Consider the following 15,120-nt stretch of genomic DNA (forward strand, 5'->3'; position numbering starts at 1 on the left):
GATGCTTGACATGCTTTCCTGCCTGGAAAGGTTCGCCATGGCGACCCGTCAGCACGCCGATCTGGCGGTGCAGAGGGTGTCGATCGGAGATCCCGCCTACGTGTGCATCCGTAACCGCTTCAGCAACACCCTGGTCGAGACCGTGACCTGCTCCCAGGACGGCGGATTCATCACCTCGTGGGGTTACCGGCTCGGCAGCGCCGACAACGTGGAGGACGCCGCCGCCCGCCTGGCCTTCCTGCTCGCCGCGCTGCCCGCCTGACCCCCTTCGAGGAGGTCAGCCCTCGAAGATCGCGGGGTCCAGCCCGACCTCCCGGGCGGCGGCCACCCTGGCGTGGTGCAGCAGCCGGCCCCGGGACATGTTGCCGGCGTGCAGGGTGTAGCGGACCACCAGGCCGTCGAGCATGCCGTCGATCCGCTCGGCCGCCCCCTCGGGGTCGTCGCAGACGAACTCGCCCGCCGTCACACCCTCCGTGATCACTTCCGCCAGGGTCTCGATCCAGGCGCCCTCCAACTCCAGCAGGATGGCCCGGACGTGCGCCTCGCGCACCCCGACGGCCCAGGCGTCGAGCCAGAGAATCCAGCTCTGATCCGACCTGGACGCCGGGATGTAGAAGCGCAGGACCCGGTCGAGCCGCTCGACGGCGGTCCCCGGATCCGTGACGATCTCCTTCAGCCGCTGGACCTCCGCCCCGCTGGTGCTGCGGAGCATCGCGGTGATGAGGTCGTCCTTGGTGGCGAAGTGGTAGTGGATCAGACCACCGCTCACGTTGGTCGCCCTGGCGATGTCCGCGACGCGGGTGCTGGCCAGCCCTCGCTCCAGCACGACCCGCCGGGTGGCTTCGAGCAGCTCCGCCCGGCGGTGGTCGGCCTGGTCCGCGCGGCTACCGCGCGCTCCTCCGCTTTGCACCGCGCAAGACTACAGCAGCGTGACCGCAAGGCCTCGTTACCACTGGTCAACCGATCGGTTAACCGTTCTCGACCGCGACCGGGCCTACGATTCGGTCGCGACGGTACCGCAGTCGTAGAGCGACCGGCCCTGCTGGACCCCGCCGTACTCGGCGGGGGCGACGACGGCGCAGTTGGCCCGCGCCCACCCGGCCACCGCGGATCCACCCCCGTCGGGGCCGCCCCGGTCCTCACCGGGCAGCAGGTAGCGGAGACGGCCGGAGGCGAGGAGTCCTTTCAGCCGGTCCACGGTCATGGCCGGGTCGCCACCGGTGAAACCACCCATGGCGATGGCGGGCAGACCGGTGGACAAGATGATCGACGAGGCGCTCTGCGCACTGCCCACCGCCACCAGCCAGGTCGCCTCGCCCAGGTTCGCGCGCAGGTAGACGATCATCTTCTGGTCCACGGCTCCGCCGGGGCCACCGCGCATCCGGCCGGCCGAAAACCCCTGCGGGCGGCCGTCGGGCACCATGCCGGGTCCCCGTATGCCGCCGAAACCGCCTCCGCCGGGGCCCGCGGTGGGGTTGGTGCCGTTGACCGCCGAGCCCAGCGGGGTCACGGCGTAGGCCGCCGGACCGGCGAGGCCCGCGACCAGGACCGCGGCCAGGGTGACCGCGGCGAGCCGCCGCCGGGGAGCGCGGCCCGGCCTGGCCGCGAGCAGGCCGATCACCGCGGCCACCGCCGTACCGGCCACCGTCCAGGCCAGCCAGGGCACGAAGTCCGGGGTACGGCGGAGCACCGCGAAGGACCACGCCCCGGTGACCGCGATGCCCACGGGCAGTGCCCATCCCCAGACCCCGGCCTGCCGGCGGGCCCGCCACATGAGCACCCCGCCGATACCGGTCAGGGCCGCGACGGCCGGGGCCATGGCGGTGGAGTAGTAGGGGTGGAAGGTGCCGCGGGAGAAACTGAACACCACGTAGTGCACCACGAGCCAGCCGCCCCAGAGCAGCAGGGCGGGGCGGGCGCCGCCGAGGGGTCGCCGGGCCGTCAGGGCCACCCCGGCGACCAGGGCGATCACGGCGAAGGGCAGCAGCCAGGAGATCTGCCCGGCCATGACGTCGTTGAAGAGGCGCCCGGCGCCGGACGCGCCACCGAACCCGCCACCGGGACCGCCGAACCCGCCGGGAACGGCGGACGGACCGCCGAGGTCCCCGGCGGGGGCTACAGGGAGGTCTCGGGCAAGGCCGCCCGGGGCACCGTCGCCGAACCCGCCGCCGAGGATCCGGCCGAGGCCGTTGTAGCCGACGACCAGGTCCCAGGCGGAGTTGTCGGTGCTGCCTCCGACATAGGGGCGGCTCACGGCGGGCCAGAGGTCCACGATCACCATCCACCAGGCGCTGGAGACCACCAGTGCGGCCCCGGCCCCGAGCAGGCGGACGAGACGGCGCGGCACCGTACCCGGAGCCGCGGCGAGGTAGACAAGGGCCAGAGGCGGGAGCACCAGGTACGCCTGGAGCATCTTGGTGTTGAAGGCGAGGCCGACGAGGACGGCCGACAGGACGAGAAGGCGCGTGCGACCGGCACGGATCGCCTCCTGGCAGCACCAGGCGGCCAGGACCAGGAGCAGCACGAGAACGGTGTCGGGGTTGTTGTCCCGGTTGATCGCCACCGTGATCGGGGTCAACGTCATCACCAGGGCCGCGACCAGCCCGGCCGCGTGACCGGGCGTGCCGGGCAGGGCGCGCCGTACGGCCGAGTGGACCACGCCGACGGCGGCGACGCCCGCGAGGGCCTGGGGCAGGAGCATGCTCCACGTGCCGAACCCGAACACCCTCGCGGAGAGCCCCATCACCCAGAGCGCGAGCGGCGGCTTGTCCACGGTGATGAACGACCCGGCGTCCAGCGCCCCGAAGAAGAACGCCTTCCAGCTCCGGGTGCCCGACAGGATCGCCGCCGAGTAGTAGTCGTTGGCGTGGCCGTTACGGCCGAGCGCCCAGCAGTAGAGGACCGCGGCCAGCGCGAGCACCCCCCACAGCGCCGGGCGCGCCCAGCGGGGGGCTCCGGTGCCGGGATGGGCGGTCATCGGGTGCCTCCGCCGGTCCGGCGCGGATTGAAGACCCAGGCGCGCAGCAGGAGGAAGCGGACCAGGGTGGCGAGGGCGTTGGCGGCGACGAGCGCGACGGCCTCGGCGGCGGTGGGGGCGTCGGGGGCGAACCGGTCCAGCAGGGCCAGGCCGCCGGTGCTCAGCAGGAGGCCGACGAGGAAGGCCAGCCCTCCTCCGAGCTGGTGGCGTACGGCGCCGGCGCGGCCGGTGACGCCGAAGGTGAAGCGGCGGTTGGCCGCGGTGTTGGCGACGGCGGTGACGAGCATGGCCACGCCGTTAGCGACCACGGCGGGCATCACCGGCCGCAGGAGGACGAAGAGACCCAGGTGCGCCAGGGTGCTGACCACGCCGATGACGGCGAAGACGGGCAGCTGCCTGGCCATGCCCTCCGGCAGCCGGGCCAGCTGGACACGCGGCGGCACCGGAATCCTGACCGCGCCCGACAGGGTCTTCCGCGCCATCCTGGCCATCCCCCGCAGGTCGTCCAGGGCGGTTCTGAGGATGTCCACCCGGCTGTCGGAGTCGTCCACCCAGTCGACGGGCACCTCGTGGATGCGCAGGCCGTGCCGCTCGGCGAGCAGGAGCAGTTCGGTGTCGAAAAACCACTCCTCGTCCTCGACGGCGGGCAACAGCGCCTGGGCGATCTCGGTGCGGGCCGCCTTGAAGCCGCACTGGGCGTCGGAGAAGCGGGCGCCGAGGGCCGAGCGGAGCAGCAGGTTGTAGGTCCGCGAGATGAACTCCCGCTTCGGCCCGCGGACCACGTTGGCGCCCCTGGACAGCCGGGTGCCGATGGCCAGGTCACTGTGGCCCGACAGGAGCGGCGCCACCAGCGGCAGGAAGGCGTCGAGGTCGGTGGAGAGATCCACGTCCATGTAGCCGACCACGTCGGCGTCGCTGGCCGACCACACCAGGCGCAGCGCCCGCCCCCGCCCCTTGCCGTCCAGGTGGACGGCGCTCACCCGCGGCAGTTCCCGGCTCAGGCCGGTGGCGATCGGCCAGGTGGCGTCGGTGCTGGCGTTGTCGGCGATCGTGATGCGGAAGCCGTAGGGGAACTCGGCGGTGAGATAGGCGTGCAGGCGGCGGACGCTCTCGGCGAGCACCCGCTGCTCGTTGTGGACGGGGATGACGATCTCGACCAGCCGGGTGCGTGCGGGTGCGGTCATCTGCTTCACGCTGCCCCCCAGGGGTGACGACTCGGATCTCTCATGCCCCCAGGCTGATCAAGTGATCTTGAACGGGCCTGAGCCGATCGTTAACGTCCGGTGAGAAAAACCGGCAAATCACAGAATGACCGGAACTAGATAGATCCGATAGGGAAACAGGCGGACAGCGACCGCCTTCCGGCGCGGGTCGTCAGCCCCTGGCAGGGGAGCCGGGCAGCCGCACCCGGGCGACGGTCCCGCCGCCCGCCGCGTTCTCCAGGACGACCTCCCCTTCGGCGTCCCTCACGGCCTGCGCCACGATGGCCAGCCCCAGCCCCGAACCCGGCATGCTCCGCGCCGAGGGGGAGCGCCAGAACCGGTCGAACACGTACGGCAGCTCGTCGGCGGGGATACCCGGACCGTGATCCCTGACGGTCAGCTCGCCGTCGCCGAGCCGCACGGTCACCGGCCCCGTGGAGAACTTCACCGCGTTGTCGAGCAGGTTCACCACGGCCCGCTCCAGGGCGGCCGGATCACCGTGGACGTACCACGACTCCAGATCGGCGTCGATCGGGGTGTTCGGGGCGCGGAGCCCGGCCCGGCGCACGGCCGACCCGACCACGTCGTGGAAGGCGACCTCGATGTACGGCTCGTGCTCGTCCGCCGGGCGCGAGAGCTGAAGCAGGTCCCCCACCAGCGTGGACATCTCCTCGAACTGGGCCTTGAGGCCGGCCAGCAGCCTGCGCTTGGCGGCCGGGTCCAGCGGCCGGCCGGTGTTCTCGCTGCGCAGCAGCAGATCGACGTTGGTGCGCAGGCTGGTGAGCGGGGTGCGCAGCTCGTGCCCCGCGTCGGCGATCAGCCTCCGCTGGCGTTCACGGGACCCGGCCAGCGCGGCGGTCATCGCGTTGAAGGAGGCGCCGAGCCTGGCGATCTCGTCGGTGCCCTCGACCGGTATGCGGGTGCCGAGGTCCTCGGTCCTGGCCACGTGCTCGACCGCCTCGGCCAGACGGCCGACCGGGCGCAGCGCCGTACGGGAGACGAGCAGCCCGGCGGAGGCCGCGCCGACCACACCGAGTGCGGCGACCCCGGCGAGGATCCAGGCGAGCGTGGCCAGGGTGGACTGGAACTCGGCCAGCGGCCGTGCCTCCATCACCGCCAGCCCGGACCCGACGCTTCTGACCAGCACACGGACCGGAGCCCCGTCGTCCGTCACGCCGTCCCGGAACTCCCCACTCCCCTCCGGCGCCCCCACCAGGGTCCGGTCGGACGGGACGACCCTGACGCCGGTGGTGCCGACGACGCATCTGCCGCCGCCCGCGTCGATCACCTGGAGGAGCTGGAAGCGGGGCGGCGGCGGCATGCGGCCGACGACGGCCCCCGAGCAGTACTGCCCGATCCACTCGACGCCCTGCGGCCCCTTGGGCACGTCCAGGGAGCGTTCCACCTGACCGAGCAGCTCGCCCCTGACAATGAACCAGCAGACAGCCGCGCACACCGCGATCGCCAGCGCGACCGCCGCCGTGACCAGCAGGGTGAGCCGGGAGCGCAGGGAGCGGCGGCGGCTCATCAGGGGGTCCGCAGCACGTAGCCGACACCGCGGACGGTGTGGATCAGGCGGGGGCGGCCCACGCCCTCGGTCTTGCGGCGCAGATACATGACGTAGACGTCGAGGGAGTTGGAGGACGGCTCGAAGTCGAAGCCCCACACCTGGTTGAGGATCTGCTCGCGGGTGAGGACCTGACGGGGGTGGGTCATGAACAGCTCCAGCAGCAGATACTCGGTCCGGGTCAGCTCCAGCTGCTCACCGGCCCGGATGACCTCGCGACCGGCGGTGTCCATCCGCAGATCGCCGTAGACGAGGACACCGCCCCCGTCATCCGAGGCGGCGGGCGCGGCCAGGGCGCCGCGCCGCAGCAGCGCCCGCACCCGGGCCAGCAGCTCGTCCAGCTCGAACGGCTTGACCAGGTAGTCGTCGGCCCCCGCGTCCAGCCCCGACACCCGGTCACCCACCGCGTCGCGGGCGGTGAGCATGAGCACCGGCACGTGGTTGCCCGCGGCCCGGAGCCTGCGGCAGGCGGTGAGCCCGTCCAGCCGGGGCATCATCACGTCGAGCAGCACCAGATCGTACGGCTCCCGCCTCAGGGTCTCCAGCGCGGCCAGGCCGTCGGAGGCCAGCCCGACCCGGTACCCCTCGAACTCCAGGCTGCTCTGGAGCGCCTCCCTGAGCGCGGGCTCGTCGTCCACGACCAGCACCCGCGCCGCCTCACCGTCGCCCATGGACCCCAACGCTAGAGGCTCAACATGAGAGCACGATGAACGGCTCAGCCGTGCCCGGCCAGACCGAGCGCCCCGGCGGGGCAGAGCCGCACCACCAAGCGCAGATCGGCGACGTCCACCGCCGCGGCGTCGCCGACCATCGTGACCAGCCCGTCGTCGTCGGAGTCGAAGACCTCCGGCAGGACGAGCGCGCACTGCCCCGCGCCGACGCAGCGGTCCCGGTCGGCGACGATCCGGGCGGTCACCACGCCACCGGGAGCGAGCCCATGCCGAAGACCACACGGTCGTACTTGAACGGCAACTCGTCGTCGTCCCCCACCACGCGCAGGCCGGGGATCCGTTCGAAGAGCGTGCGGTAGGCGATCTCCAGCTCGGCACGGGCCAGGTTCTGCCCGAGGCACTGGTGCACGCCGTACCCGAACGCCACGTGGTTGCGGGCGCCGCGCCGGACGTCGAGCTCGTCGGGACGCTCGAAGACCCGCGGGTCCCGGTTGGCGGAGGCCCCGAGCACGAAGATACCCTCTCCAGCCCGGACGGCCTGGCCGCCGATCTCCATGTCCTCGGTCGCGACACGGTCGAAGCCCACCCAGTCCACGATCGAGTGGTACCGCAGCAGCTCCTCCACCGCCGAAGGCCATCCGGCGGGGTCGGCACGGAGCCCGGCGAGCTGCCCGGGGTCGCGCAGCAGCGTCAGGACACCCAGCGGGATCATGTTCGCCGTGGTCTCGTGCCCCGCCACGAGCAGCAGGAAGGTCATGCCCACCATCTCGTCGTGGGAGAGCTCGCCGGTCTCCCGCCGCGCGGTTACGAGCCGCCCGACGAGGTCGTCCCCGGGCCGCCGCCCGGCCTTGGTGATCAGATCGTCGAGATAGTTCCAGACCTCTACGGCCGCGGTGATCCCGCCCCGCGGGGAGCCGACACCGGCGTCGATCATCTCGCGGGTCCTGGACTGGAAGAAGTCGCGGTCGGCATCGGGGATGCCGAGGAGCCGGCAGGTCACCATGGACGGCAGGGCCATCCCGAACGCCTCGACCAGGTCGGCGGAGGAGCCCTGTTCGAGCATGCCGTCGATGAGCCGGTCGGTCACCTCCTGGATGCCGGGGCGCATCTCCCGGACCCGCCGGACGCTGAACTCGGGGATCAGCATCCGCCGGTAGACCCCGTGGCGGGGCGGGTCCATGTCGATGAACTGGCCCGCCTGGAACCTCGCCCGTATCCGTTGCTCCTCCTCGGAGGGGACCTCGGCCGTCATCGCGGCCATCGGGTGCCCGGGGGTGGCGGGATCGGTGCTGATCCTGGGGTCGCCGAGCACCTGCTGCGCCTCGGCGTGCCGGGTCACCAACCAGGCCCACCCTCTGGGGAGCTCTGCTCTGACCAGCGGCGCCTCCTCACGGAGACGTTCGTATTCGGGTGGGGGCGCGAATGGGCAACCGCGCGGAACGGGAAAGTTCACAGCCATAAGGTTGCTCCTCAACAGGCATGGTCAACTTTACTTACATGAAAGTAAGTAAAGGCGGGATGACCGTCAAGGCATGGCACGGAAGAAGAACGGCGGAACGGCGATGAACGCCCGGCGCAGTGACACGAGGGAACGGATCCAGCAGGTCGCGCTGGAACTGTTCGCCGAGCGAGGATACGAGAAGACCTCCCTGCGGGAGGTCGCCGAGCGGCTGCAGATCACCAGGCCCGCGCTCTACTACCACTTCAGCGCCAAGGAGGACATCCTCACCGGCGTCATCGAGGACCTGAACGACTCGATAGACGAAATCGTCGCGTGGGCCAATGCCCAGCCGCGCACGGAACAGGCCGTGACGGAGATTATGCAGCGGATCGCGATGCTCCTTAACGACCGATGGCGCCCACTCCTGCGATTCGCCCGGGTAAATCAGGCGGTCATGTCCCGGCTGCCGGCCGGCGAGCGGATGCACCACCGGATGATGGCCGTGATCTCGGTGCTGTCCGTCCCCGGGACCGACCCTGTCAGGCAGTTCGAGGCCCGCCTCGCGGTGGTAGCGCTCATCCTGGGCAGCGTCCCGTTCGTCATCGGCCTGGATCTGCCCGAGGAGGAACGGATGACGACGGCGCTGACGGTCGCCGCGAAACTGGCCTCGGGCCGCTAGCGGAAACCCGCGATCGGGGTCACTCCCGGGCGGCGGAAAGAGTGATCTTCAAAAGGGTGGCGGCGGGCCCGGTGGGCGGGCGCCCCCGCCGCCAGACGGCCCGCAGGCGGCGTTCGAGGTTGATGCCCCGGGTGGCCACCTCGATCAGCCGGCCGGTGGCCAGCTCGCCCTCCACCGCGTACCCGCTGAGCACGGCCGGAGCCGCCCCTTCGCGGGTCGCCCCCTTGACCGCGGTGTTGGAGCCGAGCTCCAGCCTCGGCGCGGCGCCCCGATGACCGGCCAGCGCGCGATCCAGTGTCTCGCGGGTGCCGGAACCCCGCTCCCGGACGACCAGCGGCGTCGCGGCCAGCTCCGCGGAGAGCAGTGCGGTACGGCGACGCGCCCACGGGTGGCCCGGCGCGACCACCACGACGAGCCGGTCGGTGGCCACCACCCGGGAGGCCAGTCCCGGCGGGACCGAGGGCCCCTCCACGAACCCCAGCTCGATGCCGCCGCCGACCAGCCTGGCGACCTCGGCCGAGTTCTGCACGTCCAGCCCGACCTGGACCTGGGGCTCGCGGTTCTGCAGCTCCCCCAGCCAGCGCGGCAGCAGGTACTCGGCCACGGTCATGCTGGCCGCGATGTGCAGGTGGGCCTCCCTGCCGTGCCGTACCGCCTCCGCCCCGCGCATGAGCTCCTCGGCCGCCGCGAGCACCTGGGTCGCCCAGGCGGAGACCATCACCCCCTGCGGGGTGAGGGTGGAGCCTCGGGGGGTGCGTTCGAGCAGGAGCAGTCCCAGGCGCCGTTCCAGCAGCGCGATCCGCTTGCTCGCCGACGGCTGGGCGATGCCCGCCACCCTGGCCGCCTGGCCGAGGCTGCCCAGGCGGTCCACGTCGACGAGCAACCGCAGGGACTCAAGGTCAGGCAGATCGCTCATAGCTATAGGCTATGGCCTACCAGGGAGATGACGCCTACCGGGTACATTTCCCTTCTTCGACACTCGAAATATGACAATCTCCCCACCTTCCGACCCTCGTACCCCGGATGCGGACGGTCCGGAGAGCCAGCGGCTTTACAGTGTAGATTCCGAAGGCTCCCCTCCCCCCTCCTCGTCCGGCTCCTCGTCCGGCCGGGATCGGGGGGACGAGGCCGAAAGGCCGCTCCCCGGGACGGCCTCCGGCCCGCGGGCGGAACCTCGGGAGGCGATCTGGCGGGCACGTGCGGCGAAGACCGGCGCGCTCGTCCCCGGACTCGCGCTGACGGCCGTCGCGGTGGCGGCCTCCCTGCTGGTGAGCCGCGCGCTTCCCGGGGCGAGCCCGGCCGTGGTCGCGGTGGCCCTCGGGGTCGCGCTGACCAATCTCGGGGGGCTGCGCGCCACGTTCCGCCCCGGACTGCAGTTCGCCGCCCGCAGGGTGCTCCGGCTGGCGATCGTGCTGCTCGGGCTGCAGATCGCCCTGCCGGAGGTGCTGGCGCTCGGCTGGCAGGCCCTCGCGGTGATCCTCGCCGCCACCGGGGGCACCTTCCTGATCACCCGGTGGCTGGGAGCGCGTATGGGGGTGAACCCCCGCAGATCACTGCTCATCGCGACCGGGGTCTCGGTCTGCGGAGCCGCGGCCGTGGCCGCCATGCACGAGGTGGCCGACAGCGACGACGACGACGTGGCGAGCGCGCTCAGCGTGGTGGTCCTGTACGGCAGCGCGGCGATGCTGGTGGTGCCCGCGCTCGCCGGGCTGCTCGGCCTGACACCGCACCAGCTCGGCCTCTGGACCGGCGCGTCGGTGCACGAGGTCGCCCAGGTGGCGGCCGTGGGCGCGGCGGCCGGAGCCGGGGTGCTGGCGAGCGCGGTGGTGGTCAAGCTGGCCAGGGTCGTGCTGCTCGCCCCGATCGTGGCCCTCACCTCCGTGGCCCTGCGCGGGAGCGCGGCGGCGCGGACGGGACAGGACACCGGGCAGGGCACGGGGCGGCGGACCTCGGCGGGGCGGCGTCCCCCGCTGGTCCCCCTGTTCGTGCTGGGATTCCTCGCGACGGTGGCGGTGCGGAGCCTGGGCCTGGTGCCCGCCGGGATCAGCCGGACGATACCGGAGGTGACGGCGATCCTGCTCGCCGCCGCGCTCTTCGGGCTGGGAACGGGCGTCAACCTCAGGGAACTGCTCCGCGGCGGGCGTTCCCTGTTGCTCGGCGGGGCGGCCACGGCTGTCATCGGCGTGATCTCACTGATCGGCGTCATCGCCGTCGGCTGACCTTCAAGTGGACTCCGTCCGGCAACCGCCGTAACGTGCTCTTTCTGGAACAAGCTGCTTGTTTATACGGTTCCGAGGGCGCCCATCCGGTCCGGACGAGGAGACAGAACCCACTTATGCGTATCACCCACCAGCCCATCGACAGCGTGCTCCGGCCGTCCCGCGAGGTGGCCGAGGCACTGGCGCGGGGCGTCCCGGTCGTGGCCCTGGAGTCCACGATCATCTCGCACGGCCTGCCCCAGCCCCGCAACCTTGAGGTCGCGGCCGAACTGGAGGAGATCGTCCGCGAGGCCGGGGCCGTCCCCGCGACGATCGCGGTGCTGGACGGGGTGGCGCGCGTCGGCCTGGACGAGGAGGGGCTGAAGCGGATCGCCACCGACCCCGGCCTGCGCAAGCTCGGCTTCCGTGACCTGCCGGTCGCCGCCGCGCTGAGGGCCTGCGGGGCGACCACGGTCTCGGCGACCTCGTTCCTGGCCGCGCGGGCGGGTATCCGGGTCTTCGCCACCGGCGGCCTCGGCGGGGTGCACCGCGAGTGGGCCGCCACCCAGGACGAGTCGGCCGACCTCGACATGCTGAGCCGTACCCGGATCACCGTCGTCTGCGCGGGCGTGAAGTCGATCCTGGACGTCCCGGCCACCCTGCAGCGGCTGGAGACCCGTGGCGTCGCCGTGGTCGGTCTCCGCACCGACGAGTTCCCCGGCTTCTACCTGCACACCTCGGGCGAGCCGATCGACTGGCGGATCGAGACCGCGGCCGAGGCCGCGGACATCATGCGGGCCCAGGACGCGCTCGGCGGCCCGGAGGCGGCGCTGATCGTGGCCAACCCCGTGCCACGGGCCGAGCAGCTCGATCCCGCCCTCCACGACCGGGTCCTCACCGAGGCCCTGGCGGCGGCGGAGCGGGAGGGGATAACCGGCCAGGCCATCACCCCGTTCCTGCTGGACTACCTGGTGCGGGGGACCGACGGCGCCTCGCTTGAGGCGAACCTGGCGGCCGTGCGGGGCAACGTCCGCGCCGCCACCGAGATCGCGGTGTCCTGGGGCCGGGGAGACTGAGGCGGTCGTGACCGGAACGGGGCTGCTGGTCATCGGCGACGTCGTCACCGACGTCGTCGCGCTGCACGAGGGGCCGGCCCTGGCCGGTCTGGCCGTCGGGACGGACACCGCCGCCGACATCGTGCTGCGGCCGGGCGGATCGGGCGCCAACACCGCCTCCTGGGCCGCCCACCTGGGCGCCGACGCCCGCATCCTCACCCGGGTCGGTTTCGACACCGGCGAGTGGCACGCCGCCGAACTCCGGCGCGGCGGTGTCCGGCCGCACATGCGGGTGGACCCCGAGCGGCCGACCGCCGTGGTGATCGCCATGGTCGACCCGACCGGAGAACGCTCCATGCTCACCAACCGGGGGGCGGGAGGGCACATCGGCACCGACGACTGGGACGAGAGCCTGCTCGACGGGGTGGGCCACCTGCACCTGTCGGGGTACACGCTGTTCGCCGAGCCGGGGCTGCAGCTGTCCCGGCTGGCCTTGGCCGAGGCCGCCCGGCGCGGCGTCACGATCAGCGTCGATCCGGCCTCGACCGGCTTTCTGCGCTCCTTCGGCCCCGAGCGGTTCGTCCGGGAGACGCTGGCCGCCCAGCTGATCATCCCCAACCTGGACGAGGCGCTGCTGCTCACCGGCGAGACCTCCGCCGAGGGTGCCGCGGAGGACCTGAGCCGCCGGTACGGCGCGGCCGCGGTGAAACTCGGCTCCCGGGGCGCCCTGATGGCCAGGGAGGGAAAGTTGGCCGCACGGGTTCCCGGACTCGCCACCGAGGTGGTTGACTCGACGGGAGCAGGTGACGCGTTCGCCGCCGGCCTGTTGACCGCCCTGCTGACAGGGGCCGGCGACGAGGCCGCACTGGATGCGGGACGCCGGGCCGGAGCCGAGGCCGTGACAGCCGTCGGCGGCCGCCCGCGTATCCTCACGGCTGATTTGGGTACCAACCAGCTTTACCCTCTTAACACCAATTGATAGCTTGCGGCGTAGGCTGCACCATTAGCCACATGCGTCACCTTGGGGAGGTTGCGGTCCGCCGATGGATGCCGAGTCATCGATCTGCCTGAGTGATCTGGTCCCGGCCCTGCGCTGGAGCAGGCCCCAGCAGATCGCCGAAGTTCTGGCCGATCCCCGCCTGCCCGCCGGGTGGTGGTCCTCGGTCAACCTGCCCAAGGCTCTCGGCACAGCCGGGCTCGACTGGGTCTGCGACCGGCTGGCCCGGCTCTCGCTGTCCCGCTGGGACCACCTGCCGTTAAGTGACGTACTACCCGCGCTGCACGTGCACACGGTCGACCCCACCCTGCCCGACTGGCCCGAGTCCGCCCGCTCGGCCATCACCGGGCTGGGCGGCTGGTCCCGGCTGCGCCGGCTGACCGCCGGAGACCTGGGCTCCCCCTCGGCGTCCACCGCCCCCGAGGTCGTGGTGACCGCCATGTTCCGCGAGGTGCTCAGCCGGATTCCGGTGACCGCCGAGCAGCCCGTGCAGACCGCCCCCCAGACCGCGCAGGCCACCACGCAGACCGCGCAACCCGCCCAGGCCCCGCAGGCCGCCCGGACCGCTCAGCGGCCCGCTCCGCAGACCACGGCGCCGGCCGCCGTACCGGCCCCGGCTCCCCACGCCCCGGTCCCACACGCCCCCGCCGGGCAGGGGCAGCAGCCGGAGCGGCGGGCGCCGGCCACGCCTCCGGTTCCCCGGCAGCCGCACCCCGCGCCGGTCCCCGAACCCCCGATCCGCCTCGGCGACTACCCGCTGGTGGGCCTGGTGGACAACATGTTCCGGGACTGGAACCCGCTGGAGCGCGCGATCGCCGTGGAACGGCTGTTCGCCGTCGACCCGATCAGCCTGCGCGCCCTCGCGCACAAGCTCAACGCCGACCTCGCCGCGCTCTCCGCCGCCCAGCGGGCCGCGGAGGAACGCATCCTGCTCTGGCTGCGCTCCTCGGAGTCCGCCCCGCTCACCGGCCACATGTTCGGCCTCACCGAGTGGCTGGGCGCCGCCGCCACCCAGGACCAGCTCATCGGCGCCGACTCCGCGCACCCCGTCGAGGTTCCCACGCTCCGCACCCCGCTCTGGCGGGTGCTGGTCACGCTGATGCCCGACCGGCGGCTCCAGGACGGCTGGCTCGTCGTCGGCGACCTGGGCGGCCTGCGGGAACGCACCCGGCAGCTCCTGGCGGGCAAACCGGCCGACGCCGACGCGGTCGCCCTGATGGAGCACCGGCTCGGCATCCGCGCCCACTCGGCGCAGGCGTGGCTGGACGCCCTCGCCGCCAGCGACACCTCCCAGGAGGCGTCCGCCCCGGAGAGCGCCCCCGAGAACAAGCAGCTGCCCCGCCGTACGCCGGGGTCGGCCGGCCATCACCACCGCGGCGGGCAGCCGATCCCGCAGGTGAGCGCCGGCTCCATCGACCCCCGCGCGGCCCTGGCCACGCTGTCGGCCCTGGCCGCCGGCAACCCCCGGCCCCACCTGATCACCAGCCAGCGTGCCCCGCTCCACCCGCCGACCAACCCGACCACCGATCCAAGCCGCTGGCAGCGGATCGAGGTGACCAGCGAGCATCTGCGGGGTGGCCCCGTGGCGGTGCCGGAGGGATACGCCACCCGGCTGGGCATGCGCCCGGGCACCCTGCTGTCGGTGACCGGCCCCGGCGACAACGCGGTGGTGCTGGTCTGGCGGGACCACCCGGTCTTCGACTCCCTGCAGCCCGTGCTGATGCGCCTGAACGCCCGGCCGGGCGACCAGGTGTACGTCACCGTGGACGGCTACCGCCTGGACGCCCAGCTGCCCAGCTGACCACCGGGCTCGGGCGAGGCGCGGAGCCCGTCCCCCCGAGCCCGGTCCGCCGGGCCCGGACCGGGCCCGGCGGCTACGCCTCGCCTCTCCGGCTCCGCCCCCGTCGCCCCCGTCGCTGCCACAGGCTGTCGAGGGCGAGCGCCCCACCCCCGCTGAAGGCCACGGCCAGGGTGCCCGCGGCGAGCGCGAGGACGAACTCGTAACCGCCCTTGGCCACCGAGAAGCCGTGCGCCGCGTGGACGAGGACGAACGCGCCGATCATGTCCAGGACGAGCAGGGAGCCGAAGATCGGCAAGGCCGCGCCCAGGATGAGCGCGATGCCGCCGATGACCTCAAGAACGGCCACCGCCGGTGCCGTCAGGCTCGCCGCCGGGACTCCCATCGACTGAAAGGCCGCCGCCGTACTGTCCAGCCCGGCCGCGAACTTCTGCCGGCCGTGCACGAGGAAGATCGCGCCGATGCCGATCCGCGCCAGGAGCAGGGCGACGGGCTGTATCCGATCGGCCACTGACATGAGGGCCCCTCATTACTG

At 72.7% G+C, this 15,120-nt stretch carries 15 protein-coding genes; 6 read left to right on the forward strand and 9 right to left on the reverse strand.

The genetic code is table 11. From position 1 onward, the window contains the following. Window position 1: 1 nt before the first annotated feature. On the forward strand, window positions 2-262 hold the full coding sequence (locus ACWEF2_RS24440) for a hypothetical protein (protein ID WP_355600067.1): 261 nt from the start codon (window positions 2-4) through the stop codon (window positions 260-262). Window positions 263-277: 15 nt separating this feature from the next. Here ACWEF2_RS24440 and ACWEF2_RS24445 read toward each other — a convergent pair whose 3' ends face one another. The 7 genes from ACWEF2_RS24445 to ACWEF2_RS24475 all read right to left on the reverse strand — a co-directional run bounded on the left by ACWEF2_RS24445 (window position 278) and on the right by ACWEF2_RS24475 (window position 7,756). Continuing rightward, window positions 278-910, reverse strand: a complete 633-nt coding sequence (locus ACWEF2_RS24445) for a TetR/AcrR family transcriptional regulator (protein ID WP_453818683.1) — start codon at window positions 908-910, stop codon at window positions 278-280. Window positions 911-994: 84 nt separating this feature from the next. Further along, window positions 995-2,977, reverse strand: a complete 1,983-nt coding sequence (locus ACWEF2_RS24450) for a glycosyltransferase family 39 protein (RefSeq protein WP_453818684.1) — start codon at window positions 2,975-2,977, stop codon at window positions 995-997. Further along, a complete protein-coding gene (locus ACWEF2_RS24455; RefSeq protein ID WP_453818685.1) occupies window positions 2,974-4,161 on the reverse strand; it encodes a glycosyltransferase in 1,188 nt (395 codons plus the stop codon). Before ACWEF2_RS24455 ends, ACWEF2_RS24450 begins: the two co-directional genes overlap by 4 nt. Window positions 4,162-4,351: 190 nt before the next feature. After that, the gene (locus ACWEF2_RS24460; protein ID WP_453818686.1) at window positions 4,352-5,707 is read right to left on the reverse strand and encodes a sensor histidine kinase; all 1,356 of its coding nucleotides are present in this window, start codon (window positions 5,705-5,707) and stop codon (window positions 4,352-4,354) included. Continuing rightward, window positions 5,707-6,417, reverse strand: coding sequence for a response regulator transcription factor (locus tag ACWEF2_RS24465; protein ID WP_453818687.1), 711 nt, complete (start codon window positions 6,415-6,417; stop codon window positions 5,707-5,709). Before ACWEF2_RS24465 ends, ACWEF2_RS24460 begins: the two co-directional genes overlap by 1 nt. 44 nt (window positions 6,418-6,461) lie before the next feature. Next, entirely contained in the window at window positions 6,462-6,662 is a 201-nt protein-coding gene (locus ACWEF2_RS24470) for a ferredoxin (protein ID WP_453818688.1), read from the reverse strand. After that, a complete protein-coding gene (locus ACWEF2_RS24475; protein ID WP_453818721.1) occupies window positions 6,659-7,756 on the reverse strand; it encodes a cytochrome P450 in 1,098 nt (365 codons plus the stop codon). Before ACWEF2_RS24475 ends, ACWEF2_RS24470 begins: the two co-directional genes overlap by 4 nt. A gap of 193 nt (window positions 7,757-7,949) precedes the next feature. On the opposite strand from ACWEF2_RS24475, the gene ACWEF2_RS24480 reads away from it, so the two are divergent. After that, window positions 7,950-8,537 (forward strand): TetR/AcrR family transcriptional regulator, encoded by a 588-nt coding sequence (locus ACWEF2_RS24480; RefSeq protein ID WP_453818689.1) that lies wholly within the window; start codon window positions 7,950-7,952, stop codon window positions 8,535-8,537. 19 nt (window positions 8,538-8,556) lie between these two features. On the opposite strand, the gene ACWEF2_RS24485 is transcribed toward ACWEF2_RS24480, so the two are convergent. Then, on the reverse strand, window positions 8,557-9,453 hold the full coding sequence (locus ACWEF2_RS24485) for a LysR family transcriptional regulator (RefSeq protein ID WP_355600060.1): 897 nt from the start codon (window positions 9,451-9,453) through the stop codon (window positions 8,557-8,559). 268 nt (window positions 9,454-9,721) lie between these two features. Between ACWEF2_RS24485 and ACWEF2_RS24490 the strand changes: the two genes are divergently transcribed. The 4 genes from ACWEF2_RS24490 (at window position 9,722) to ACWEF2_RS24505 (ending at window position 14,588) form a co-directional block, all read left to right on the forward strand. Then, window positions 9,722-10,756, forward strand: coding sequence for a YeiH family protein (locus ACWEF2_RS24490; protein WP_453818722.1), 1,035 nt, complete (start codon window positions 9,722-9,724; stop codon window positions 10,754-10,756). A gap of 116 nt (window positions 10,757-10,872) precedes the next feature. Continuing rightward, window positions 10,873-11,811, forward strand: coding sequence for a pseudouridine-5'-phosphate glycosidase (locus tag ACWEF2_RS24495; RefSeq protein WP_453818690.1), 939 nt, complete (start codon window positions 10,873-10,875; stop codon window positions 11,809-11,811). 7 nt (window positions 11,812-11,818) lie between these two features. Further along, window positions 11,819-12,769 (forward strand): carbohydrate kinase family protein, encoded by a 951-nt coding sequence (locus ACWEF2_RS24500; RefSeq protein WP_453818691.1) that lies wholly within the window; start codon window positions 11,819-11,821, stop codon window positions 12,767-12,769. A gap of 64 nt (window positions 12,770-12,833) precedes the next feature. Beyond that, window positions 12,834-14,588 carry a hypothetical protein gene (locus ACWEF2_RS24505; RefSeq protein ID WP_453818692.1) on the forward strand — a complete coding sequence of 585 codons (1,755 nt, stop codon included), beginning with the start codon at window positions 12,834-12,836 and terminating at the stop codon, window positions 14,586-14,588. A gap of 73 nt (window positions 14,589-14,661) precedes the next feature. Here the strand turns inward: ACWEF2_RS24505 and ACWEF2_RS24510 are convergent, their stop codons facing one another. After that, entirely contained in the window at window positions 14,662-15,102 is a 441-nt protein-coding gene (locus ACWEF2_RS24510; protein WP_453818693.1) for a DoxX family protein, read from the reverse strand. Window positions 15,103-15,120 lie beyond the last annotated feature (18 nt).

This window comes from Streptosporangium sp. NPDC004631 (assembly GCF_053601935.1).